General features: G+C 61.2%; 24 protein-coding genes and 1 pseudogene. 18 read left to right on the forward strand and 7 right to left on the reverse strand.

The window, feature by feature from the left end; genetic code table 11:
• Positions 1 to 16 precede the first annotated feature (16 nt).
• From istA to ACODTZ_RS08495, 3 genes are all read left to right on the forward strand, one after another.
• Positions 17 to 1,531, forward strand: coding sequence for an IS21 family transposase (gene istA / locus ACODTZ_RS08485; protein ID WP_100962518.1), 1,515 nt, complete (start codon positions 17 to 19; stop codon positions 1,529 to 1,531).
• On the forward strand, positions 1,518 to 2,246 hold the full coding sequence (istB, locus tag ACODTZ_RS08490) for an IS21-like element helper ATPase IstB (protein ID WP_100962519.1): 729 nt from the start codon (positions 1,518 to 1,520) through the stop codon (positions 2,244 to 2,246). The genes istA and istB overlap by 14 nt, the downstream gene beginning before the upstream one ends.
• A 312-nt stretch (positions 2,247 to 2,558) precedes the next feature.
• A complete protein-coding gene (locus ACODTZ_RS08495) occupies positions 2,559 to 3,053 on the forward strand; it encodes a MarR family winged helix-turn-helix transcriptional regulator (RefSeq protein WP_210408504.1) in 495 nt (164 codons plus the stop codon).
• A 22-nt stretch (positions 3,054 to 3,075) separates the two neighbouring features.
• On the opposite strand, the gene ACODTZ_RS08500 is transcribed toward ACODTZ_RS08495, so the two are convergent.
• The 3 genes from ACODTZ_RS08500 to ACODTZ_RS08510 all read right to left on the reverse strand — a co-directional run bounded on the left by ACODTZ_RS08500 (position 3,076) and on the right by ACODTZ_RS08510 (position 5,678).
• On the reverse strand, positions 3,076 to 3,834 hold the full coding sequence (locus ACODTZ_RS08500; protein ID WP_069311316.1) for a ZIP family metal transporter: 759 nt from the start codon (positions 3,832 to 3,834) through the stop codon (positions 3,076 to 3,078).
• 66 nt (positions 3,835 to 3,900) lie between these two features.
• A complete protein-coding gene (gene msrA / locus ACODTZ_RS08505; protein ID WP_058193752.1) occupies positions 3,901 to 4,404 on the reverse strand; it encodes a peptide-methionine (S)-S-oxide reductase MsrA in 504 nt (167 codons plus the stop codon).
• Between the two features lie 44 nt (positions 4,405 to 4,448).
• Complete coding sequence (locus ACODTZ_RS08510; protein ID WP_058193757.1) at positions 4,449 to 5,678, reverse strand: bifunctional alpha/beta hydrolase/OsmC family protein; 1,230 nt, start codon at positions 5,676 to 5,678, stop codon at positions 4,449 to 4,451.
• 233 nt (positions 5,679 to 5,911) lie between these two features.
• On the opposite strand from ACODTZ_RS08510, the gene ACODTZ_RS08515 reads away from it, so the two are divergent.
• The 7 genes from ACODTZ_RS08515 (at position 5,912) to ACODTZ_RS08545 (ending at position 10,921) form a co-directional block, all read left to right on the forward strand.
• Positions 5,912 to 6,787, forward strand: a complete 876-nt coding sequence (locus ACODTZ_RS08515) for a LysR family transcriptional regulator (RefSeq protein ID WP_170233918.1) — start codon at positions 5,912 to 5,914, stop codon at positions 6,785 to 6,787.
• A gap of 149 nt (positions 6,788 to 6,936) precedes the next feature.
• A complete protein-coding gene (gene msrB, locus ACODTZ_RS08520; protein ID WP_058193748.1) occupies positions 6,937 to 7,380 on the forward strand; it encodes a peptide-methionine (R)-S-oxide reductase MsrB in 444 nt (147 codons plus the stop codon).
• 1 nt (position 7,381) lies between these two features.
• A complete protein-coding gene (gene msrA / locus ACODTZ_RS08525) occupies positions 7,382 to 7,921 on the forward strand; it encodes a peptide-methionine (S)-S-oxide reductase MsrA (RefSeq protein WP_058193745.1) in 540 nt (179 codons plus the stop codon).
• A 132-nt stretch (positions 7,922 to 8,053) separates the two neighbouring features.
• Positions 8,054 to 8,758 carry a glutathione S-transferase N-terminal domain-containing protein gene (locus tag ACODTZ_RS08530; RefSeq protein WP_058193743.1) on the forward strand — a complete coding sequence of 235 codons (705 nt, stop codon included), beginning with the start codon at positions 8,054 to 8,056 and terminating at the stop codon, positions 8,756 to 8,758.
• The gene (locus ACODTZ_RS08535; RefSeq protein ID WP_489025132.1) at positions 8,755 to 9,720 is read left to right on the forward strand and encodes a magnesium and cobalt transport protein CorA; all 966 of its coding nucleotides are present in this window, start codon (positions 8,755 to 8,757) and stop codon (positions 9,718 to 9,720) included. The genes ACODTZ_RS08530 and ACODTZ_RS08535 overlap by 4 nt, the downstream gene beginning before the upstream one ends.
• Before the next feature lie 139 nt (positions 9,721 to 9,859).
• Positions 9,860 to 10,387 (forward strand): hypothetical protein, encoded by a 528-nt coding sequence (locus ACODTZ_RS08540; RefSeq protein ID WP_234825309.1) that lies wholly within the window; start codon positions 9,860 to 9,862, stop codon positions 10,385 to 10,387.
• 84 nt (positions 10,388 to 10,471) lie between these two features.
• The gene (locus ACODTZ_RS08545) at positions 10,472 to 10,921 is read left to right on the forward strand and encodes a hypothetical protein (protein ID WP_058193737.1); all 450 of its coding nucleotides are present in this window, start codon (positions 10,472 to 10,474) and stop codon (positions 10,919 to 10,921) included.
• A gap of 427 nt (positions 10,922 to 11,348) precedes the next feature.
• On the opposite strand, the gene ACODTZ_RS08550 is transcribed toward ACODTZ_RS08545, so the two are convergent.
• From ACODTZ_RS08550 to nadE, 4 genes are all read right to left on the reverse strand, one after another.
• Positions 11,349 to 12,608 carry an MFS transporter gene (locus ACODTZ_RS08550; protein ID WP_058193734.1) on the reverse strand — a complete coding sequence of 420 codons (1,260 nt, stop codon included), beginning with the start codon at positions 12,606 to 12,608 and terminating at the stop codon, positions 11,349 to 11,351.
• A gap of 8 nt (positions 12,609 to 12,616) precedes the next feature.
• Positions 12,617 to 13,108 carry a DM13 domain-containing protein gene (locus tag ACODTZ_RS08555; protein ID WP_058193732.1) on the reverse strand — a complete coding sequence of 164 codons (492 nt, stop codon included), beginning with the start codon at positions 13,106 to 13,108 and terminating at the stop codon, positions 12,617 to 12,619.
• A 3-nt stretch (positions 13,109 to 13,111) separates the two neighbouring features.
• Positions 13,112 to 13,585: a peroxiredoxin family protein gene (locus ACODTZ_RS08560; RefSeq protein ID WP_071537974.1), complete on the reverse strand. Its 474-nt coding sequence runs from the start codon at positions 13,583 to 13,585 to the stop codon at positions 13,112 to 13,114.
• A 261-nt stretch (positions 13,586 to 13,846) separates the two neighbouring features.
• Positions 13,847 to 14,671, reverse strand: coding sequence for an NAD(+) synthase (nadE, locus tag ACODTZ_RS08565; RefSeq protein ID WP_058193727.1), 825 nt, complete (start codon positions 14,669 to 14,671; stop codon positions 13,847 to 13,849).
• A 351-nt stretch (positions 14,672 to 15,022) separates the two neighbouring features.
• Here nadE and ACODTZ_RS08570 point away from each other — a divergent pair, with 351 nt between their 5' ends.
• The 8 genes and pseudogenes from ACODTZ_RS08570 (at position 15,023) to ACODTZ_RS08605 (ending at position 21,116) form a co-directional block, all read left to right on the forward strand.
• Entirely contained in the window at positions 15,023 to 15,628 is a 606-nt protein-coding gene (locus tag ACODTZ_RS08570) for a sulfite oxidase-like oxidoreductase (protein ID WP_058193725.1), read from the forward strand.
• A complete protein-coding gene (locus tag ACODTZ_RS08575; RefSeq protein ID WP_489025135.1) occupies positions 15,621 to 16,367 on the forward strand; it encodes a ferredoxin reductase in 747 nt (248 codons plus the stop codon). The genes ACODTZ_RS08570 and ACODTZ_RS08575 overlap by 8 nt, the downstream gene beginning before the upstream one ends.
• Positions 16,368 to 16,485: 118 nt before the next feature.
• Positions 16,486 to 17,751, forward strand: a complete 1,266-nt coding sequence (locus ACODTZ_RS08580) for a thiolase family protein (RefSeq protein ID WP_071537973.1) — start codon at positions 16,486 to 16,488, stop codon at positions 17,749 to 17,751.
• Positions 17,752 to 17,828: 77 nt separating this feature from the next.
• Positions 17,829 to 18,317: pseudogene (locus ACODTZ_RS08585) on the forward strand (zinc-binding dehydrogenase); the annotation flags it as partial.
• Positions 18,318 to 18,383: 66 nt separating this feature from the next.
• Positions 18,384 to 19,988 carry a sensor histidine kinase gene (locus tag ACODTZ_RS08590; protein ID WP_058193720.1) on the forward strand — a complete coding sequence of 535 codons (1,605 nt, stop codon included), beginning with the start codon at positions 18,384 to 18,386 and terminating at the stop codon, positions 19,986 to 19,988.
• A gap of 16 nt (positions 19,989 to 20,004) precedes the next feature.
• Complete coding sequence (locus ACODTZ_RS08595; RefSeq protein ID WP_200969033.1) at positions 20,005 to 20,364, forward strand: response regulator; 360 nt, start codon at positions 20,005 to 20,007, stop codon at positions 20,362 to 20,364.
• A gap of 141 nt (positions 20,365 to 20,505) precedes the next feature.
• Entirely contained in the window at positions 20,506 to 20,778 is a 273-nt protein-coding gene (grxC, locus tag ACODTZ_RS08600; RefSeq protein ID WP_058193717.1) for a glutaredoxin 3, read from the forward strand.
• Between the two features lie 56 nt (positions 20,779 to 20,834).
• On the forward strand, positions 20,835 to 21,116 hold the full coding sequence (locus ACODTZ_RS08605) for a DUF427 domain-containing protein (protein ID WP_058193715.1): 282 nt from the start codon (positions 20,835 to 20,837) through the stop codon (positions 21,114 to 21,116).
• Positions 21,117 to 21,217 lie beyond the last annotated feature (101 nt).

Below are 21,217 nucleotides of genomic sequence, written 5' to 3' on the forward strand. Positions count from 1 at the left end.
AAGCGGCGGGATCGGGATGTTGATTTTGGAGACGGTGGTAAGGATCCGGCGCGAGCACGCCGATGGTAAGTCGATCAAGGCGATCGCGCGAGACCTGCGGGTGTCGCGCAAGGTGGTGAGGAAGGCGATCCGCGCTCCGGAGGCGGGCTTTGCTTATCGGCGGTCAGTGCAGCCGCTTCCCCGGATCGGCCCGTTCCAGGAGCGCCTAGACACTCTGCTGACGGAGAACGAGGCACGGCCCCGGCGCGAGCGGCTGCGGATGACGCGGATCCATGACCTGCTGCTGCGCGAGGGGTTCGACGGCTCCTACGATGCAGTGAGGCGCTATGCGAAGCGCTGGCTGGATAACCGGCGCAAGGATGCGGGCGACGGCGCAGCGGCGTTCATCCCGCTGATGTTCCGGCCCGGCGAGGCATACCAGTTCGACTGGAGCCACGAGGATGTGGAGATCGCTGGCAAGCCGATGCGCGTGAAGGTCGCGCATATGCGGCTTTGCGCATCGCGGGCGGTGTTCGTGCGGGCCTATCCTCGCGAGACGCAGGAGATGGTCTTCGATGCCCACGCGCGGGCGTTCGCCTTCTTCGGCGGCGTGCCGACGCGGGGGATCTATGACAACATGAAGACCGCGGTGACGACGGTGTTCACGGGCAAGGAGCGGGTCTTCAACCGCCGGTTCCTGATCATGGCCGACCACTACATGATCGAGCCCGTCGCCTGTTCGCCGGCGGCCGGTTGGGAGAAGGGCCAGGTCGAGCACCAGGTGCAGACGATCCGGGGCCGGTTCTTCCAGCCCCGGCTGCGCTTTGCGAGCCTGGAGGAGCTGAATGGGTGGCTGGAGGCTGAGTGCCGCCGCTGGGCAGCGCTGCATCCTCATCCCGATCAGCGCGAGCTGACCATCGCCGAGGCATGGGACGCCGAGCGCCCGTCGCTCCAGGTGATGCTGGCGCCGTTCGATGGCTTCCACGAGACGCCGCACGCGGTGACCGGCACCTGCCTGATAAGCTTCGACCGCAACCGCTACTCGGTCATGGCCAAGGCGGCCCGACGCGCGGTGCAGGTGCGCGCCTACGCCGACCGGATCGTGGTGCGCCTGGACGACGAGGTGGTCGCCGAGCATCCCCGCTTCTTCGGCCGGGATCGGATGATCCTTGATCCCTGGCATTACCTGCCAGTGCTGGCCAAGAAGCCGGGCGCCTTGAGGAACGGGGCACCGTTCCAGGACTGGGATCTGCCACCGGCACTGGCGCGGCTCAGGCGCAAGCTGGGGACGGGCGATGAAGCCGACCGCCGGTTCGTGCGCGTGCTCTCTGCCGTGCTGACCGACGGGCTCGAAGCGGTCGAGGCCGCGATCCGCGAGGCGCTGGCCGCCGGTGCTGCCAGCGATGACGTGATCCTCAATATCCTGGCACGGCGTCGTGAGCCGCCCCGGCCACCGACCATCGCCACGTCCGAAGCGCTGGCGCTCAGCCGCCCGCCGGCCGCGGACTGTGCTCGCTACGACCTGCTGCGAGGCGCCCGTGCAGCGGCATGAGATGATCGCCGCCATGAGCGGCCTGGGCCTCAAGGGCATGGCTGGCGCCTTCGACGAGGCGGTCACCACCGGCATCCAGCGCAAGCGCACCGCCATGGAGATCCTGACCGATCTGCTGCGCGCTGAGGCTGCCCATCGCCATGCGGCATCGATCCGCTATCGCATGACCGCGGCCAGGCTGCCGGCGGTGAAGGACATCGATGCGTTCGTGTTCGAGGGGACGCTGATCGACGAACAACTGGTGCGCTCGCTACATGCCGGCTCGTTCCTGCCCGGCCAGCGCAACATCGTCCTGGTCGGCGGCACCGGGACTGGGAAGACTCACCTGGCGATCGCAATCACCGCCAGCGTCGTGCGTGCCGGCGCCCGCGGCCGCTACTTCAACACCGTGGATCTGGTGAACCGGCTCGAGGAAGAGAGCCGCCTCGGCAAGGCCGGTACGCTTGCGGCCCAGCTCTCCCGCCTCGACCTCGTCGTGCTCGATGAGCTCGGCTATCTGCCGTTCGCCCGCTCGGGCGGCCAGTTGCTGTTCCACCTCGTCAGCAAGCTCTACGAGCGCACCTCGGTGATCATCACCACGAACCTGGCGTTCGGTGAATGGCCGACCGTCTTCGGCGACCCCAAGATGACGGCCGCGCTGCTCGACCGCATCACCCATCACTGCGACATCGTCGAGACTGGCAACGACAGCTGGCGGCTCAGAAACCGGAGCTAAAACCCTCCCCCCAGACCCCCCCACCCGGCGGTTGACCCGGTGGGTCCACAGGAACCTCCCACGGCCGGCACCGCCAGCGCTTGAGGGGGGGCGCGCGGCGCCGGCCGTGGGTCCCTCCTATGGACTACCGGGACAACCGCCCCCCAACCCGCAAAGGGGGTCCCTATTGCACGCCGATATGGGGTCCCGGTTCGACGCCTATTTACACCGCAAATCGTGTAAGAGTTTGGCTTGCTGTCTATGCTCCGCGCACATATAGATGCGGCAATGGATGGACCTCGAGATCGCAACATTTTCGGGGCGTTCTCACTCATGATCAGCGACGACATCGTTCGCGCTAGTTCATCGCGGGCGCCGGAAGCTGGCCCTGCTGCCTCTGCATTGGCGCTGCTCGCGCACAAGCCTGGGCTATCTATTCGTATGCTCGCGGTCGGCGTGGGCCTGTCACACGCAGGAACGGTTCGTCTCGTGGACCGGCTAGCGGCCGAAGGGCTGATCGAACGCCGGGGTCATTCAACAGACGGACGCACGCGGTCTCTCTATCTCACTGAGTCAGGGAAGGTTGCGAGCGACGGCGTGCTCGCATCGCGGGACGAAGTCATCGCCGAGGGTCTTTCGATCCTCGATCCTGCCGAAGTGAAGCTCCTGTGCGATATCGCCGAACGCGTCCTCCGCGCTCGTTTGGAGAACCTCGAGCACTCATATCGGATTTGTCGGCTCTGCTGCTACGATGGCTGCACCAACTGTCCAATCGACGCCGAACTGCACGAAAGAGGCGTGGATCGAGAAGGCAGCGACGGCGCGTAACCAGCTTGTTGACGTGGCGGCGTCAGTGCTGCGCGATCAAATAAGCTGCGAGGAAGCCCACAACGGTTATGAAACCGATGAACGGAGGCGCCTTTTCGAAGGCTTCTGGAATCATTGCCTCAGCCAGCATCGCGATGACCGCGCCCGCAGCGAAGGAAAGAATTGCGGGAGCTTGCGTATCGGCCGAACCAAAAAGCAGATTGCCCAAAGCTGCTGAAATGCCCACGAGAAGTGGGATGCCGATCCAGATCGTGAAGATGTAGCGTCGAGATCGCCCGGCGACTTTCATACCCGATGTACTCGACAGACCCTGCGGCACGTTTGCGAGAAAGAATCCAGCGATCACCGCAACGCTGATCGCGCCGCCGTTCGCGACCGACATCCCGATCACCATCGCTTCCGGGATGCCGTCAAGGACGCTGCCGAGCGCGATCGCAGCGCCGCTCCCGTGCTGCTCGCCCTCACGCGGCTGCTCGGTGCATTCACCGCATCGCTTGCGATTCTTCGCGCCACGCCGAGACAGGTAGAAATTGGCTCCGCTGAAGATCGCAGCGCCGGCAAGCAGCGCGATGACCGCTGTGGGCCCGAGATCGTCCGAGACCCGTTCTCCAATGAGCTCGGTGGCTACAACTGCTATCAGAACACCGCCGCCAAAGCCCATGACGGCTGAAATCATGCGGTGAGTGAGCTTGCCAAAGAGGGCATCCGCGACGATCGCGCCGACAAGCAGCCCACTGCCTGACAGCAATCCCCACAGGCCCGCGATCACGTACTCAGGCATCACGACCTCGCTTCGCATCGCGAGACGCGAAGCCGAACATGAGACAAAGCCGCGCCAGTTTGGAACTCATCGATCTGACCTGTCCAAGCGCCAATTCGCTCGCTCGAAATGGCAGCTATAACCCTGGGGATTCCGGGCGAGATAGAGTTGGTGCTCAGCTTCCGCCTCCCAGAACGGCTCCTCCGGGTTGATTTCGGATACCACCGGGCCAGGCCAGCGGCCTGACGCTTCGATCTCGGCGATCGTTTTTAAGGCCACGTCCATTTGGGCCTGCGACGTGTAAAAGATCGCCGAACGATAGCTTGGACCGACGTCGCTACCTTGCTGCTCGTAAGTTGTCGGGTCGTGGATCTGGAAGAAATATTCCAGGATCTTGCGATAGCTCGTCACCGCCGGATCAAATGTGATCTCAACCGCTTCCGCATGGCCATGATGACGAGCATATGTAGGGTCAGGCATCTCTCCGCCTATGTAGCCAACGCGCGTGCCTACGACCCCCCTGGCTCGCCGAAACAAATCCTCCAAGCCCCAGAAACACCCACCAGCAAGGATTGCGCGTTCTCGACGCATGGTTTCGCTAACTGATTGACCGTGACTTTTTGCGGAAGTCACGATTACGGCTCCACCTTCGTGGGCGTGATGAATGCTAATCCGTCTATCAACTCGGTTTGCACATCCGACCCTCGGAGGAGCGTCAAGTCCACCGGACAGCGATCAGCAATCTCAAGTATCCGCGCACGCTGCTCATCACTCAACGGCCCCTCCAGAACGACCGTCCGTTTGAAGCGATCGGGGGGCATCATATCTGCCACTTTCATGTGCTCGACGGTCGTGCTCGCGCGCTCAAGCGGAAATCCCTTGCGGTTCGCGTAAAGTCGCATCGTCATGACGGTGCAGGCCGCTAGACCGGCTGACACCAATTCATAAGGGGACAATCCGCTGCCAAGTCCGCCGACCGACGGCGGCTCGTCCGCAAACAAAGTGTGCTCGCCGCTGCGCACCGTAAGCTGGAACTTTCCGGCTAGCGTCTCCGTGGCGCTCACGCCCTTCGCCGCTTCAACTTGCGGGAGGTCGTCCACGAGTGGCGGAAGAAAGCGGTTGGCCCAGGCAGCGACCATAGCGGCAGCGTAGTTCGCGTCGCCTGCATCGCTGAGGAGGTGATCCGCCGTATCAAGCGATATGAAGCTCTTTGGGTGGCGCGAGGAGACGAAGATGCGCGACGCATGGTTGATCCCAACCACCTGATCGACCGGGGAGTGCATAACCAGCACCGGACGTCGTAGTGAGTTGATGGCCGTCTCCACATCGATTGCTTGCAAAGACTCGATGAAGCTACGACTGATCACGAATGATCGACCGGCGATTTCGACCGAGGCTTCCCCGTCTTCCCTGATGGCGTCGAGGTCATCTTGCTTAAAGATGCTCAGGATATGGTGCAGGTCCGCCGGCGCACCGATCGTTGCCACCGCAGCGACATCTGGTAGCTCTGACGCGGCTACGATTGCTGCAAGGCCGCCAAGACTATGCCCGATAAGAAGAGAGGGGGTCTTACCGGCGGCCTTCATCGCCTTTGCGCCTGACCTGATATCCTGAACGTCCGAGGCGAAGTTCAAAGCATCGGCGGTCGGCTCGCCGATCCCAGCGCCGGCAAAGTCAAATCTCAAGACGCCGATGCCCGCGCGCGACAACGCGCGCGATATGTGAACTGCGGCACGGTTGTCTTTTCCGCAGGTGAAGCAATGGGCGAAAATCGCCCAGCCGCGAGGTGTTCCCTCCGGGGGTTCTAGCCGCCCGGAAATCCGTGAACCTGCCGCGTTGAGAAACGTGAACGCAGTGCCTGCCATGTCTTCGAGCCTCCCACACGCCGCGGTGCGAGCGTGCCAGCGCGCAAACTCGGCCGAACCGATCGACATATTCGCGACCAAACCCAGCACCGCAGGACATCTCTTTTATATGCGTGGCGCATATAGACAAGCCCCTCGGTCATGATTATATGCGTCGCGCATACTTCTGTAGGGCGTCCGCGGGGGACGTTCAGTCAGCGGTAGCATCTGTCAGGCGCACGGGCCGAAGGGCTATGGAACTCAATCAGGTCAGCTATTTCATCAACTTGGCCGAGACGCTGAATTTCACGGCAGCTGCTCGTCTTAGTGGTGTCTCCCAACCAAGCCTGACCCGCGCGATCCGCCGCCTGGAGGAAGAACTTGGTGGACCGCTGATTTATCGTGACGGGAAGAACAGCAGGCTCACCGGCCTCGGTCAGGATGTCGAACTCGAGTTCCGCCGCATGCTGGTCGCGATGAAAAGCGTAAGGCATCACTCGGAAAACTGGGCCATGGGACGACACCGCGTTCTCGATGTCGCGGTCGCTCCGACGGTCGGCCCAAAGGCTTTCACGACATTTTTCGACAGCGCCTTGGAAGAGGTTCCGTCAATCGAGATCAAACTGCATTCGCTACAGTCGAGCGAAGACACGTCGGAGGTGCTCTCAGGTAAGTACCATGCTTGCATCCTACCCCGCGAATCGAGACCGGACCGCAAGCTCGATGTCCGGCCCCTGTTCAAGGAACGGTTCGTGCTGGGCTGCTCCGTCAATCACCCTTTAGCGGAGACCGACACCGTTCGCGGCGAAGACCTCCTGGCCTTCCCGTTCGTGGATCGGCTGAAATGCGAGTTCCGCGATCAGATCCTCGATCACTTCGCTCGGCGGGAGGTGCTCGTCCGCCCTCGTTTTCGCTCAGATCGAGATGATTGGGTCCAGCGTGTCGTCGCTGAAGGGCGGGGGATTTGCATTCTGCCTGAACGATCGGCTGCCGCGCCTGGCTTGGTAACCAGACCGATTGAGGGTTTCGCCCTGGAACGTGAGGTGGTGATCGCGACCGTTTCAGGGTCCACGGCGCCGGTCGAGATACGGAAAATTGCACAACTCGCAGCGCGTTACGAGTGGAGTTGACCTCGCAAGCAAAGTGCACGGGCGGTATCAAAACTATACACACGACGTATTGGATAAAAACTGGAGCCGCTGCGATAGTTGAGGCGACCACCGCAAAGATAAACTGAACGTAGTGTGCCTGGACCTCTAACTAAGTATTGGAGACCATCATGAAGTTTGAGAAATCAAAGGAAGCAATTGAGCGCCTGACGCCGGAACAGCGCCGGGTCACCCAGCAGGACGGCACCGAGCGGCCCTTCACCGGCGAGTACAACGATAACAAGGAGGCGGGCATCTACGTCGACGTCGTATCCGGTGAGCCGTTGTTCGCGTCGACGGACAAGTTCGAGTCGGGCACCGGCTGGCCGAGTTTCACCAAGCCGATCGTCCCGGCGCACGTCAACGAGGTTCGAGACAGCTCGCATGGGATGGTACGGACTGAAGTTCGCTCAGTACACGGCGACAGCCATCTCGGTCACGTGTTTCCGGATGGTCCGTCCGACCGCGGCGGCCTGCGCTACTGCATCAACTCAGCAGCGCTTCGCTTCATCCCACGCGATGAGATGGAAGCCGCGGGCTACGGTGAATATCTCGATCAAGTAGAGGAGGCCTAACATGCAGCAGCGCGCTGTTCTCGCAGGCGGGTGCTTCTGGGGTATGCAGGATCTGATCCGCAAGCAGCCCGGAATCGTCTCGACCCGCGTGGGTTACACCGGTGGCGACGTGCCAAACGCCACCTATCGCAATCATGGCACGCATGCCGAAGGGATCGAAATCATCTTCGACCCCGAGGTGACGAACTATCGCAACATCCTGGAGTATTTTTTCCAGATCCACGATCCGACCACGAAGAACCGTCAGGGCAATGACCGCGGACTCTCATACCGGTCGGGCATCTACTACGTCGACGACGAACAAAAGCGCGTCGCAGAAGACACGATCGCTGATGTTGACGCATCCGGACTGTGGGACGGCAAGGTGGTCACCGAAGTCGAACCCGTTGGGGATTTCTGGGAAGCAGAGCCAGAGCACCAGGATTATCTGGAGAAGCGGCCGGGTGGCTACACCTGCCATTTCCCTCGCGCAAACTGGGTGCTCCCCAAACGTAATGACGCTGGCGACACTCAGCGCACCGCCGGAGAGGCAGCGGAATAGCTGCAACGGCCAGCGCGGCTAAGCCCCTGGATCGTAAGCATCGGGACCGCATCGACCAGCGATGCGGTCCCCGAGCCAGCCAATCAGGCGGTCACGCTTCTTCGCTGAAATCACGTTGTGGGATCGCCCAGCATGCCAGACCTTTCATCGTTTCCGATCACTCAGCGCTGGCCCGCCTCCAACACTGATCTGTTGCAGCTCTATGCGGCTCCGACGCCAAACGGCGTCAAGGTCTCCATCATGCTGGAGGAGACCGGCCTCCCATACGAGCCGCACTTCATCGACATCAGCCGGAATGAGACCAAAGACCCGGCTTTCGTGTCTCTAAATCCCAACGGCCGCATACCCGCGATCATTGACCCATCCGGTCCGGACGGTGAGCCGCTCGGTCTTTGGGAATCCGGTGCGATCCTCGTCTATCTTGCCGAGAAGACCGGCCAACTGATCCCAGCGGCGGCAGCCAGGCGTTACGAAGCGCTCAGTTGGGTATTTTTCCAAATGTCGGCGATCGGCCCGATGTTCGGTCAACTGGGTTTCTTCCTGCGTTGGGGCGGCAAGGACTATGAGGACAAGCGGCCTCAGCAGCGGTTCGCCGACGAGTCCAAGCGCCTCCTGGGGGTGTTGGATCGCCAGCTCGAAGGGCGCAACTGGATCGTCGAGGACTACTCCGTCGCCGACATTGCGACGCTCGGCTGGGTCAATGCCCTGGTCGGCAGCTATGACGCCGGCGACCTGCTGCGCCTTGACGATCACCGGAACGTCCGAGCGTGGCTAGACCGCGGCCTTGCTCGGCCAGCTGTGCAGCGGGGCCTGCTCATCCCGGCGAGGCCGGCATGAGCGTCATCGCCGCGTATTACTACAACGAGGGTCGGCGGATCCGCGAAGTCGCGATCGACGAGCGCGTCGACCTCGACAAGAGCCGTTCGGGCTTCTGCTGGATTGGGCTCAGCGAGCCGTCAATAGGCGAACTGAAGACGCTTCAGGCGACCTACAATCTGCATCCATTGGCGATCGACAACGCGATGCACCCGATGTGCCCGCCGAAGCTCGAAGTTTACAATGGCGAGCTTTACGTCGTCGCCCAGACGGCCGAGCTGGTTGGAGATCGCATACGCTACGGCAAAACGATGTTCACTGGCCATAACCACCTCATCACCGTGCGCCACGGCAACGCCGGGGCATTGGGCAATCTTCGAGAGCAACTGGAGGGCTCGCCCGCCCAGTTCGGAAAGGGCGTCGATTACGTCCTTCACGCGATCCTGCACCGGATCGTAGATCAGTATCTTCCCATCTTCGAAATGATCGAAGATGACGTTCTCGAGATGGAGAGGCGGTCGCTCGACGATTTCCTCGGGCGAGAGGAAGTCGCCCGCATCTTCGGCTTACGATGCGAGCTAACGCGCTTTCAGCGTACGCTCGGCGCTATGGCGGAGCTGGTGCGCAAGCTCGTGCGCGGACACTTTCCATGCATCAGCGCTGAAGTTCGCCCCTACTTCAACGACGTCGCGGACCATGTCGATCGCGTTCAGTCCATGGTCGACGGCCTCCTCCAGGTGTTGTCCACTGTTTTCGAATTCAGCAGCCTGCTGGAAGCGCAGAGAACAGGTGTCATCACGCGCCAACTCGCGGCCTGGGCGGCCATCCTTGCGGTCCCGACGGCCATAGCGGGGATATACGGGATGAACTTCAGGAACATGCCTGAGCTGGATACAGCCTACGGCTACTTCGTCGTGCTCGGACTGATGTTGACGTTCTGCCTGTTCCTGTTCGTGCGCTTCAAGCGAGCAAAATGGCTATGACGGAAGCCCACGCTTCGCGCGCTGATTGGTCGATGCGCCATTGCGTGCTCTCCGCCCTGGCGCGATCCTTCCAATGCGAATTCGAGGTGCGTTTATGCCGACCCAAGTGACAGACGTTCTGGATGCCGTGCAGTCCTTCGTGGCGAAAGGCTATGACCGAGAATATCGCGTGAAGGACGGCGCTCTCGTCGATCTCGAACTCGGATCAACGCTCGATCCATGCAGCATTCGCGTCGACGCAGCATTGCGTCTCGAAAGCGGGGACGGGGCCGAAGACGCGTCCAACATTTACGCCATCACCGATCCGGCGACCGAGCACAAAGGCCTGCTGATCGATGCGTTCGACGTATTTGACGAGATATGTCACCGCGACCTGTCTGAACGGCTTATCGAGCACCGCGAGACAGCCCCGGCTGGCGACGAGGACGTCCCGAGCAAGCATGGGCTGCGCAAGGTCTATAAAAGCGAGTTCGATCGCGATCCGGAGCGCTACGTGTTGAGAGAGGGCTTTCCGGACTTTCCAGCGTGTCCGTTCGGGGGCGCATTCAGCATCCTCGGCTTCGATACTGCAGAACAGTCCTACGTTTGGCTCGTCACGAGCATCATTCGGGACCCTCGGCTAATCAGAATTCCCTACCAGGGCGAAGACGTCATTAGCGACGAATGACTCGTTCGCTGTTCGCGGAGACCGCTTCTCGAGCAATCGCCCAGGATGTGCGTCGGCTCCAAATCACGAAGTAACGAGGACAAGATGGACTGGAACAAAGACCACATTCGGGAGACCATGCTGTCGCTTGAGACGGCCGCACTACACAGCGCTCGAGACAACTATCTCGATTACGTTTCCACCGCGCGCCTCGATCGGAGCGAGCCGATAGAGAACGACGAGCAGGCGCAAGCCGAGGTCGCAAGCGATTTCGCTGAAGCGCTCGACGACACTCTCGATGATTATGCGGATAAGCTCGACAAGCTGCGTGCGATCGATTTCGGGCCGAAGTCAGCCGTTGCGGAGGGCGCCGTCATCAAGCTGTCCGGCAAGTACTTCGTGATCGCAGTGTCGACGAGTAGGTTTACCTGTCATGGGCGTGAGCTCATGGGTATTTCCACGATGGCCCCGATCTTCGAGGCGATCGAGGGTGCGCGGGCGGGTGAAACCGTGCAGTTCAACGGCCGGGACCTCACCGTTGAGGCCGTTGCCTAGGCGAGGACCCGCCGTGCTGCATTATGCAGCCCCACAGAAATTCAATCCGGATCTTAGGCGGCCGCGGCCCAGCGGTTGGCACACACAACATCTGGGGGGTGAGGCTGCGGACAGATAGCGTCAAAAGCCTTGCCGACCCAACGGCTATCTCCCGGGGCCGTTACATCGAACCGATGTTGAGTTTATGCCCCTAGAGACGCTCATGATCCCCACGCCCCACCACGGAAAGCCTACCTGCACAGCCAGAAGACCGAAGGCCATGCCATACACGCTGGCTCCCAACGCCAAGGGAAGGATGGCAAGAGCACCCCGCTTCATTTCATGGGCCCCGCTTTGAGCGGGAGCACACACTGTCTCGTCCATGGCGGGCTTCGCTTCGTTTGGGCCAAGCGTCTGCATCAGCTGACTGGCCTTCGGCCGCGAATGATCATTTCTGTGGCTTAGCTTGCGTTGTTATCATCGCATCGAGGGATCCGGTGATCATCGCCGTGCTTGGGCAGCGTATGGCGCGTGTCTCGATGGCGCGGTGAGTACGCCTGCGCGCACCGGCCAACACCGCCAGCGCAGTGAGCAACGCCGCCGCGTAGAGAAACAAGCCGCCGGGCCCCACTAAATCCATCACTACTCCCCCGATGAGCGGCCCAGCAGCGGTCCCGATACCGTTGAGCAGAAGAAGCCCGCGAGCTGTGCCCAGAAGCCGACCCGCAGGAAGATCGTCGTTGGCGACGGCTAGACATAGCGAATAGATGGGAATGCCGAAGCCGCCGAACAGCGCGCCCGCGGCGAGTAGCAGAGGCAGAGGCGCGTCCGCCGCCATCGCTACGGCGATAGCGGACGCTGCGGAAGCCAGGGCCGCGCCGGCGATGACGAGGTTTCGCGACACCTGGTCCGATAGCCATCCGAGAGGCCATTGCAGGGCGAGCGTCCCACCAAGGACTGCCGCCATGAACGCGGATATGCCGCCCACATCGAGGCCGATCCTCTGTGCAAAGTTAGGTCCCAAGCCCCAGAAACCGCCTATGGCCAGGCCCGCCAGGAAGACGCCGACCGATGCTAGAGGCGAGACCGCGAAAAGATCGCGGAAGGCGACGGGTTCCTGTCGAACATCGGCCGGCGGATGGCTGGGCAGCAGAGTGACTGGGACGACCGCCGCCGATATCAGCAGTGAGACGATCAGGAACAGGGTCACGTCTGCAGGTGGGGCCACGTTTAGAAGTGCTTGGCCAAGAGCCCACGAGCCCATCGAAACGACGCCGAAGATCGACAAGAGCTGACCGCGTGTGGACGGAATAGCGTGAGCGTTGAGCCAACTCTCAGTCGCAAGGATCATGCCGGCATAGGCGAAGCCGGTTACAAGCCGAAGTGGCATCCATGCGCTCGCGTCTACGAATGCGACATGGAGGAGAGAAGTCATCGAAGCGATCGCCGCGAAGCCAGCGAAGGTCCTGACGTGACCGACAGACACGATGATCCGGGGCAAAACCAGCGCGCCGATCGTGAAGCCCGCGAAATAAAAGGACATCATTGCGCTGATCGTCCCGGCCGAGAAGCCTTCCTGACCAGCTCTCACAATCAGGAGAGTACCCAGCAGACCATTGCCCAGGAGCAGTGTGGCGACACTTAACAACAGCGCCGCAACCGGAGCCAAAACGAGTCCCCGCGCGCACGCTGCCTTTACGTCGTCCATCGCCTGGCTCATTTCCGAGCCTGACGCGGAGGCTGATACTCCGCGGAACTGATGAACTGAGCAAAGGCTTCGCACCAGATGACAACGGTGCTGTAGTCTCGAACATCGATATCGGCGGGCACCTCTACGATGAAGCCGTTGAACGTTTTCACATCGCCCACCCGAGCGGATGCGTCCTTGATCGCGAGGAACGCTTCCTCTGTGTCGACGAAGTGTGGGGTGAGATAGAGCTTGTAGTCCGGCCCCGGCGAGAGGCGGCCGATGTGCGCGATCCGGAGAGGCAAGACCCGCACTTCACCTTCGCCCCAATGCAGCAGGTCGCTGCCGGCGAGATCCCGAACAAGCCTTCCGGAATAAAGCGCTTCAGGCGTCGAGCTGCGCAGGACAGCTTCGGTCGGCGAAACCGGCGCGGTCAGGATCGGGAGCATGTAGATGCCACCAGCAAAGCCTGCGGCGGCGGCGGCGATATGGGTGGCGGCTAGAATGAGCCAACGTGGCATCTTTCACGTGCTCTCCAGTTCCGCCACCAAACGATCCGCGTCGAGATGAAAATCCGAGAAGACGATGCGACCGTTGGCGTTGATGACGGTAAACCACGGCGTTCCCCGTGTTCTGTAATCTTCCATGAATGTGGGAAAAGCCGCGCCAGCTGGCGGCTCGTCATGCCCGAAAGCAATGGGGAGATTGTATTCGACTTGATTGATGCGCAGTTTCTCGAAGGTATTTTCGTGGGCACCTTCGAAGACCGTTTGGATCACTGCAAACCCGACACCTCTGGATTCCAGCGCTCCGTGCAATTTCTGCAGAGTGGGAAATCCATGCAGATGGCAGCCACGGCACCAATGCTGAAACGCGAACACGATCTTCGGGCCTACGCCCAGATCCGATAGTTGGATCGGCGTGGCGAGGTTGCCGCCATCTACACCGATCCACCGTTGCACACGAAGCTGAGGAGCTTGACGTTCGGCCGGGCTCATTCTTCTCTCCAACCACGATGCAGACACCCGATGCCTGGCGAAACATCGCGTCCACAGCGGCTTTGCTATGCGTTACTGCTCCCTGAGCCAGAGGGTCGCGTGGTCGATGAGACCAATGCTCTTCTCAACTATACCCATCGAAACAAAGCGTTCGCGTGATCGACTATGAATTCCCACGCTGAACTTTTCCAATAGCGACGTGACATAGTTTCTATATCTTCGACGGGAGCAAATCGGAGCGTGCGTTCGACCTGGGTGACGTCAAATCTGGAAAGCGGGCGCAGCAGGTAGCTTACGTTTGTGGGCTGTCGCTCGGTACGCTTCTTCGATTGTCTCTACAGCCGTCGGCGCCACGACGCGTCCCTCGAGGTAATCGTCGATCTCATCGTAGGTCACGCCGTAGACATCCTCATCTGGGCGCAACGGCATGAGATCGTCCAAATCCGCAGTCGGAACCTTGCCGATTATCTCAGGCGGGGCGCCAAGGTGAACCCCAATCGCGCGAACACGTCGCTTGTTGAGACCCGCGAGAGGCAGAACATCCGCGGCGCCATCGCCAAATTTGGTGAAGAACCCCATGACCGCTTCCGCTGCATGGTCCGTACCGATCACTAGGCCACCCAGGCTTCCAGCGAGCGCGAATTGAGCAATCATGCGCTGGCGCGCCTTGACGTTACCTAGCGCTCTGCCGCGGTCGTGAGGATCAACTGGATCGTATCCGGAGTACGTCAGTTCCGCCCAAAGAGCGTCCGTTGCGGGCCTCACATTGATCGCCACCGTACGGTCAGGCTTGATCGTCGAGAGAGCAAGTTGAGCATCGTGCTCATCCGACTGAATGCCATAAGGTAGCCGCACCGCAAGAAACTCGCACTCGTACCCGGTGCGGCGAAGCTCCTTCACGGCCGATTGCGCCAGCAGGCCCGCGGTCAGGGAATCGACGCCCCCGCTGATTCCAAGCACATACGCTCGCTGGCCAGACCTTCTCAAATAATCGCGAAGGAAGCCGATACGGCTCGCGGCCTCTTGTTCAGCATCGAACGTTTGAGAGACGCCGAGCGCTGCGATGATTTCAGCTTGAGCGTGCATGGCGACCTCATGACGTGAACCGCAAGCAGGCGATGACCGTGCCTTCTCCGTCCGACAGCCGGCGGCGTTCGCCTAACATCCCACGGGCGCACATACGCGTGCAACGCTGGTCGGAAGGTATTGAAACTATAGCGAGCAGACATTGGGCAAAGATGCTGCTCTACCGCTATAGTCGAGGTGCGATTAGCGCGATTCATAGTGATGATAAACAGATCTATACTGATACGGCATTCGGTTGTCTGAGTTTCAGCCTGTCGATCCATTCGGCATCATGCAAGTGCGAAGATCATCTACGCAGTAGCCTGAGATTAAGTCGGTTCCGGTCTGTCGTGACGAGCAAGGGGGTTCGGCATGGTCACCAGAGGTTTCACCGGCCGCGGTTCAGGCGGCGACCACGATGGCCGCATTCCGCCGGGTCAACATCTCGTAGAAAATTTTCCCGTACTGACCGCGGGACCGACGCCACGTATCGAGACATCCGACTGGAAGTTTACGGTCAAGATCGGTCCAAAGCCGATCAAGGTCTGGACCTGGAGCGAGTTTAACGCCCTTCCGAAAACCAACGTAACTAAAGACATACACTGCGTTACGTCATGGTCGAAGCTCGACACCAAGTGGGAAGGCGTGCTGATCGAAGACATCCTCGCGGATGCAGGACTCGAGCGGCCCACCGATTTCGTCTTGGCCCACTGCTACGATGGCTATTCGACCAATGTCCCGCTCGCCGACCTTCTGGCCGGTAAGGCGATGGTCGCGACTGGGTATGCGGGCGAGCCGCTTCCCCGTGATCATGGCGGACCGGCGCGCCTGCTAGTACCTCATCTATACTTTTGGAAGTCCGCCAAATGGGTGAATGGGCTGCAGTTCACGACGCGTGATGAAGCTGGCTTCTGGGAACTGCGCGGCTATCACATCTACGGCGATCCGTGGCGCGAACAACGGTACACCCATGACTGAGATCGACGCGCAACCCGCGTCGTGGCAGTCATGTGTGATCGACGAGATCGTCCAGCAGACCCCAAGTAGAAAGAGCTTTTTCCTGCTGCTACGGGAGCCTTTCTTCCATACCGCCGGCCAGCACGTTGACGTGCGCCTGACCGCCCCCAATGGCTATCAAGCGATGCGCAGCTATTCGATTGCATCGTCGGCTGCCTCGTCCCCGATCCTCGAGTTGGCAATAGAGCGTCTGCCCGATGGCGAAGTCTCGCCGTTCTTCCACGACGTCGCCGCTCCTGGCGACGAAATCGAACTTAGAGGTCCTCTCGGTGGCCACTTTTTGTGGCCCGAACCTGCTGACGACCCGGTGCTGCTGATCGGCGCAGGTTCGGGCTTGGTCCCACTGATGGCAATGATCAGGCAGCGCCAAGCACTGGCCCAGGCCGTTCCAGTTGCGCTGCTCTTGTCCGCTCGGACCAGTCGCGACGTACTCTTCTCCAGCGAACTTCGCTCGATCGAGATGCGTGATTCTGCGTTGGTCCTAGCCGTCGCGATAACGCGCGAAGCGCCAATGCGCGCCTCGGACTTTGGCCGACGGATCGACGCCGAGATGGTCAAGGAGACGATCGCCCGCCTGGGTCGAGATCCTGCCCACGTGTTCGTTTGCGGGTCCAACGGTTTCGTCAACATCGCGACGGACGGCGCGTTAGCGGCCGGGCTCGACGCCTCGATCATTAAGACTGAGCGCTATGGAGGGTAGAGGCAGCGAAATGGTCGAATCCCTCCAGACGAAAGCGCTCAACTACGGCCCAGGCCGGGGAGCCTGAGCGCACTACGCCGCGTCGCTTATTCGAACCTTTGTCTTTCGGGAGACCACTGTGAGCCGCTTTGCAGAACCAGTTTTCGTAGCCGCAGGCCTTCGGACCCCTTTTGGGCGCGGCGGGGGAGCACTGGCGAATTATGACGCGGTCTCCTTATCCGTGCCCGTCGTTCAGGAGATGGGGAAGCTTGCCGAGCCCGACCTCGTTGTCTGGGGAAGCGTCATCCCAAACCTGGGCTGGAGCAATATCGCTCGTGAGGTATGGCTAGACGCGAAACTCAATCCCAATGTCCCGGCATTCTCCGTTGTTCTTGCGTGCTCAACCAGCATGACCGCGTGTTTCGCTGCGGCCGGCATGCTCGGTGGCGGCCTTAACTTGATCATGGTCGGCGGCTCTGAGGTCATGAGCCGGCCATCGCTCGCGCTTACCCCCGAGGCATCAAAGCGGCTCACCGATTTGTTCGCGCAGGATGCCGCAGCAGCACTTGCCGCCTTGGGGGCGCTGGCTCCTACCGACTATGTGCTCCCGACGAAGGGATGGGCCAACCGCCTTACCGGCAGGACGATGGGCGATCACATGGAGGAGACCGCCAAGGCGTGGCGGATCTCGCGTGAGGCACAGGACGACTGGGCTCTCAAGAGCCACCAGCGAGCGATCGCCGGTTGGGACAGCGGTTTCTTCGATGACCTCGTGATTGCACTGCCGGAACTTGCCCGCGATGCAAACCCGCGTGCGGACACGTCCGCCGAACGGCTGTCAGGTCTGAAGCCGGCCTTTGATCGCGAGAGCGGCATGGGTAGCCTGACAGCTGGCAACAGCTCTCCGATCACAGATGGGGCGGCCGGCTGTTGGGTGTCCAATGAAGAAGGTTTGCAGAGGCTCCCCGAAGGCACGGCTCACGTGCGGCTCGTCGACTTCGAAATATCTGCGGTCGACCTCCACACGGAGGGGCTTCTGATGGCACCGTCATATGCCATTCCGCGTCTGCTCGCGCGACATCAGCTGGCATTCTCCGACATTGCCCTTTGGGAGATCCACGAAGCCTTCGCGGCACAGGTCTTGGCCAATGTCGCAGCCATCACCGATCCGAATTGGGTCCGAGAGAAGGCCGGCGTCTCGCCCGAGATGGGTAACTTCGACTGGGATCGCGTCAATCCCAACGGCGGTTCGGTAGCTATCGGGCATCCCTTCGGCGCGACTGGCGCGCGTGACCTCAGCCAAGCCGTCAAAGAGCTGTGGGCCATGCCGGTCGGGTCTCTCGGGATCGTCAGCATCTGTGCCGACGGCGGTCAAGGCACCGTCGCCCTCCTCGAACGCGTCTGATTGGGGGGTATGAGATGAAGGCGATCCGCTTCCATGAGTTCGGCGCTCCCGAGGTCCTCCGCTATGAGGATGCGCCACTAGCTGTCGCGTCAAGCCGGCACGAGGCTTTCCTCCGCGAACTGGGTGCTGACGAGTTCATCGACTACACGCAGACCAAGCCCGAAGACGATGTGCGCGACGTCGATCTCGTCGTCGACGCTGTCGGCGGCCCGGCCGCGAGCCGCTTTCTGCAGACCATCCGTCCGGGCGGCGCGCTGTTCCCGATTTTTCCCCTCGGCTTTGCCGGACATGACGAGGCTGCCGGCCGGGGGGTGACCGTTTCGGCGACTCAGGTTCGTTCCAACGGCGATCAGTTGGCCAAGCTAGCTCAACTACTCGATAGCGGTGCGGTTCGCGTCGCCGTGGACAGCACATTCCCGCTTTCCGAAGCGGCTGCCGCTCATCATCGAGCAGAGGCAGGCCACATCCAGGGCAAGATCGTTCTGACTATTGGTGCCGCCGCCGATCAGAGCCGCGACACGGGGGGCCCGTCATCGCAGTGGCCGCCGCGCGTGAGGGGGCACTGACGTGACTAAGCCAAAGCGCATGATCGGCCATGTTCAGGCTTCAAGGCCCCGACCGGGAGAGCTCTGGTGAGCCTGAACTCTGACAAAACAGATTTCGGGCCGGCACAGCGGGCGAAGGCGCTTGCGGACCTCATGGTCCTCGACACGCCGGAAGAGCAAGCCTTCGACGATCTCGTTTTCGTCGCGGCAAAGGCTTGCGACGTTCCGATCGCGCTCATCACTCTCCTCGACACCGACCGTCAATGGTTCAAGGCCAAGTACGGGCTCGAGGTGTGCGAGACCGAAATCGAACACTCGGTCTGTCGGATCGAGATCGATCAGGGCGACCTCTTGGAAATCGTCGATCTCACAAATGACGCGCGGACCAAGCGCAATCCGCTCGTCACCGGCGTCAGGCACTTTCGCGCCTACGCTGGCGCACCGCTCATGCTGCGATCCGGCGCGATCGTTGGTCGGCTCTGCGTCATCGATACCGCTCCGCGGCCTAAAGGGCTCAGCGAAGCGGAAAAGGCGATGCTTCAGGCACTTGCTCGCCTCGCCAGCGAAAATCTTGAACTGCGCCGTGTCGCCAACGCGAGCGAGCGCCTCACGGGGCTGCAGACAGCCTTGGTCGAGATCGGCGAGACCATACGAAGCAGTCACGACACCGCCGAGATGGCGTCGGCTACCGCCGCCATCGTGGGCAGGGCGCTTGCCACGGACCGGGCCGGGTTCGGATCCGTCGACGATGACGTCGAGACCATTGACGTCGAAACAGATTGGACGGCGCCCGGGATTATGAGCATCGCCGGCCGCCACCGTCTCGAAGAGTACGGAAGCTTGCGCAAGCCGCTCGTCGGTGGCGACCCCCTGATCGTTTGGGACGCCCTAACCGACGACCGCACGCTCCATAATCTCGAGAGCGCAGTGCGTGTCGGCGTTCGGTCTCTGGTCGACATGCCAGTGAGAGATCGAGGCAAGACCATCGCCGTCTTCTTTGTCCATTCGGCGCACCCCCGACCGTGGCCAGCAGAAGAAATCTCGTTCCTGCGGAGCGCGGCGGACCGGCTCGAGGCTGGGGTCGCGAGGCTCCGCACCGAGCAGCAGCAAGTCATCGTGAATGGTGAGATCGCTCACCGCTTGAAGAACATGCTCACTATGGTTCAGGCCATCGCGAGCCAAACGTTGCGAAACGTCACCGATCGCGATGCAGTCTACGCCTTTGAGCGCCGTCTGATGGCTCTTAGCGCGGCGCACGACGCCTTGCTTCAAATGAGTTGGACGCAGGCTGACTTGCAAACGATCGCCGCGACCGTGATTGACGCGATAGGATTCTCGGATCGGGTCGACATGAGTGGCCCTACGGTGGCCCTTGGGCCGCGAGCGGCGCTCTCTTTTTCGCTGATAGTGCACGAGTTGCTGACCAACGCCTGCAAGTACGGCGCGCTGAGCAATGATCACGGCGAGGTGTCTCTGACGTGGGGCATACTGAACGGGCAGGAGAGCGATCTTCTAAGCATCCAATGGCGTGAGCGCGGGGGACCACCCGTCGTCCCGCCGACGCGCAGAGGTTTTGGTTCGAAGCTGATCAACATCGGCCTTGTCGGCACAGGAGGCGTCGATGTCCGCTACGAGCCCTCCGGGTTAGCTGCTGATCTACACGCCTCCATGCGTCACCTGGTTCAAGGTTGATGGGAGTATGCGTGGAATGGTGAAACCCGTGGTGCTCGTCGTCGAAGACGAGCCACTCCTTCGTCTGTTCGCATCGGACATGATCGAGGAAGCAGGATTCGAAGTGCTTCAGGCGTCGGATGCGTCCGATGCGCTCGTAACTTTGCAAGATCGGCTCGACATCCGTGTCGTCTTCACTGATGTGAACATGCCCGGCGGCATCGATGGAATCATGCTCGCCATCCGCATTCGCGAGCGCTGGCCCGCCATCCAGATCATCATCACGTCCGGCAGGCCGTGGCCGGAAGCAGCGGTCGTGCCGCAGGACATCGTCTTCTTTCAAAAGCCTTATCGCCGGGACCGCGTCTTAGACACGGTCCGAAGGATGGCAGCGTGATGGCCCAACTCATCCGCAATCGGACTTTCGAAACCGAAACCCTTGAGCCCGCCGCTCGGTCCCATGCCTACACCTTCGCAGAGGTCGACGTCCCCCAAGCATCGGCCGCAACCCCACACATGAACGATCGGAGACGAGGAAATGAAACCAGACATCCTCCTTTACACCACGAGCTGGTGCCCGTTCTGCCGTCGCGCGAAGGCACTTCTCACTGAAAAAGGCGTGCAGTGGACCGAGCACGACATCGAGTCCGACCCGGCACACCGAAAGACGATGATCAAGGCGTCGGGCCGCAGCACCGTGCCCCAAATCTTCATCAACGGAACGCACGTCGGTGGCTCCGACGATCTCGCCCGGCTCGATGCCGATGGCGAACTGGACAAGCTTCTTGCGGGCGGGGCGCCCGCGAACTGACTGGGCTTCGCCTCGGCCTGCCGGCCCGAGGGCGATAGGCGACACAGGAGGTTTTTATGGTCTCAGCAATTTGGAAAGACGCCACCATCGCTACGAGCGACGAAACGGTAGTCGTCGACGGCAATCACTATTTCCCGCCCAAAGACGTCGACCACAGCCGGCTCGAACGGAGTGAGCAGACTTCGGTCTGCCCTGTGAAGGGATCCGCCCACTATTTCCACATTCGTGTAGGCGGCGAGCGCAACCTAAATGCCGCTTGGACCTATCCTGACCCAACGGCCAGCGCTGAAGCGATTAGAGGCTACTTTGCTTTCTGGAAAGGCGTGGATGTTGCGTAGCGGTCGGTCATTTTCCAACGCTCACAAAGCTGGGTTTCTTTGGGATGATAACGTGCGGATGACGCTTGGCCGACATTAGAAGTCTGAGCGCGGTCGGCTGA

Source organism: Rhizobium sp. FG113 (assembly GCF_057809895.1).

What these genes read in the sequence shown, in the direction of transcription:
- istA (WP_100962518.1), top strand. Translation starts at nt 17, where the DNA reads ATGTTGATTTTGGAGACGGTGGTAAGGATCCGGCGCGAGCACGCCGAT.
- ACODTZ_RS08495 (WP_210408504.1), top strand. Translation starts at nt 2,559, where the DNA reads ATGATCAGCGACGACATCGTTCGCGCTAGTTCATCGCGGGCGCCGGAA.
- ACODTZ_RS08500 (WP_069311316.1), bottom strand. Translation starts at nt 3,834, where the DNA reads ATGCCTGAGTACGTGATCGCGGGCCTGTGGGGATTGCTGTCAGGCAGT.
- msrA (WP_058193752.1), bottom strand. Translation starts at nt 4,404, where the DNA reads ATGCGTCGAGAACGCGCAATCCTTGCTGGTGGGTGTTTCTGGGGCTTG.
- ACODTZ_RS08510 (WP_058193757.1), bottom strand. Translation starts at nt 5,678, where the DNA reads ATGGCAGGCACTGCGTTCACGTTTCTCAACGCGGCAGGTTCACGGATT.
- ACODTZ_RS08515 (WP_170233918.1), top strand. Translation starts at nt 5,912, where the DNA reads ATGGAACTCAATCAGGTCAGCTATTTCATCAACTTGGCCGAGACGCTG.
- msrB (WP_058193748.1), top strand. Translation starts at nt 6,937, where the DNA reads ATGAAGTTTGAGAAATCAAAGGAAGCAATTGAGCGCCTGACGCCGGAA.
- msrA (WP_058193745.1), top strand. Translation starts at nt 7,382, where the DNA reads ATGCAGCAGCGCGCTGTTCTCGCAGGCGGGTGCTTCTGGGGTATGCAG.
- ACODTZ_RS08530 (WP_058193743.1), top strand. Translation starts at nt 8,054, where the DNA reads ATGCCAGACCTTTCATCGTTTCCGATCACTCAGCGCTGGCCCGCCTCC.
- ACODTZ_RS08535 (WP_489025132.1), top strand. Translation starts at nt 8,755, where the DNA reads ATGAGCGTCATCGCCGCGTATTACTACAACGAGGGTCGGCGGATCCGC.
- ACODTZ_RS08545 (WP_058193737.1), top strand. Translation starts at nt 10,472, where the DNA reads ATGGACTGGAACAAAGACCACATTCGGGAGACCATGCTGTCGCTTGAG.
- ACODTZ_RS08550 (WP_058193734.1), bottom strand. Translation starts at nt 12,608, where the DNA reads ATGGACGACGTAAAGGCAGCGTGCGCGCGGGGACTCGTTTTGGCTCCG.
- ACODTZ_RS08555 (WP_058193732.1), bottom strand. Translation starts at nt 13,108, where the DNA reads ATGCCACGTTGGCTCATTCTAGCCGCCACCCATATCGCCGCCGCCGCC.
- ACODTZ_RS08560 (WP_071537974.1), bottom strand. Translation starts at nt 13,585, where the DNA reads ATGAGCCCGGCCGAACGTCAAGCTCCTCAGCTTCGTGTGCAACGGTGG.
- nadE (WP_058193727.1), bottom strand. Translation starts at nt 14,671, where the DNA reads ATGCACGCTCAAGCTGAAATCATCGCAGCGCTCGGCGTCTCTCAAACG.
- ACODTZ_RS08570 (WP_058193725.1), top strand. Translation starts at nt 15,023, where the DNA reads ATGGTCACCAGAGGTTTCACCGGCCGCGGTTCAGGCGGCGACCACGAT.
- ACODTZ_RS08575 (WP_489025135.1), top strand. Translation starts at nt 15,621, where the DNA reads ATGACTGAGATCGACGCGCAACCCGCGTCGTGGCAGTCATGTGTGATC.
- ACODTZ_RS08595 (WP_200969033.1), top strand. Translation starts at nt 20,005, where the DNA reads ATGGTGAAACCCGTGGTGCTCGTCGTCGAAGACGAGCCACTCCTTCGT.
- grxC (WP_058193717.1), top strand. Translation starts at nt 20,506, where the DNA reads ATGAAACCAGACATCCTCCTTTACACCACGAGCTGGTGCCCGTTCTGC.
- ACODTZ_RS08605 (WP_058193715.1), top strand. Translation starts at nt 20,835, where the DNA reads ATGGTCTCAGCAATTTGGAAAGACGCCACCATCGCTACGAGCGACGAA.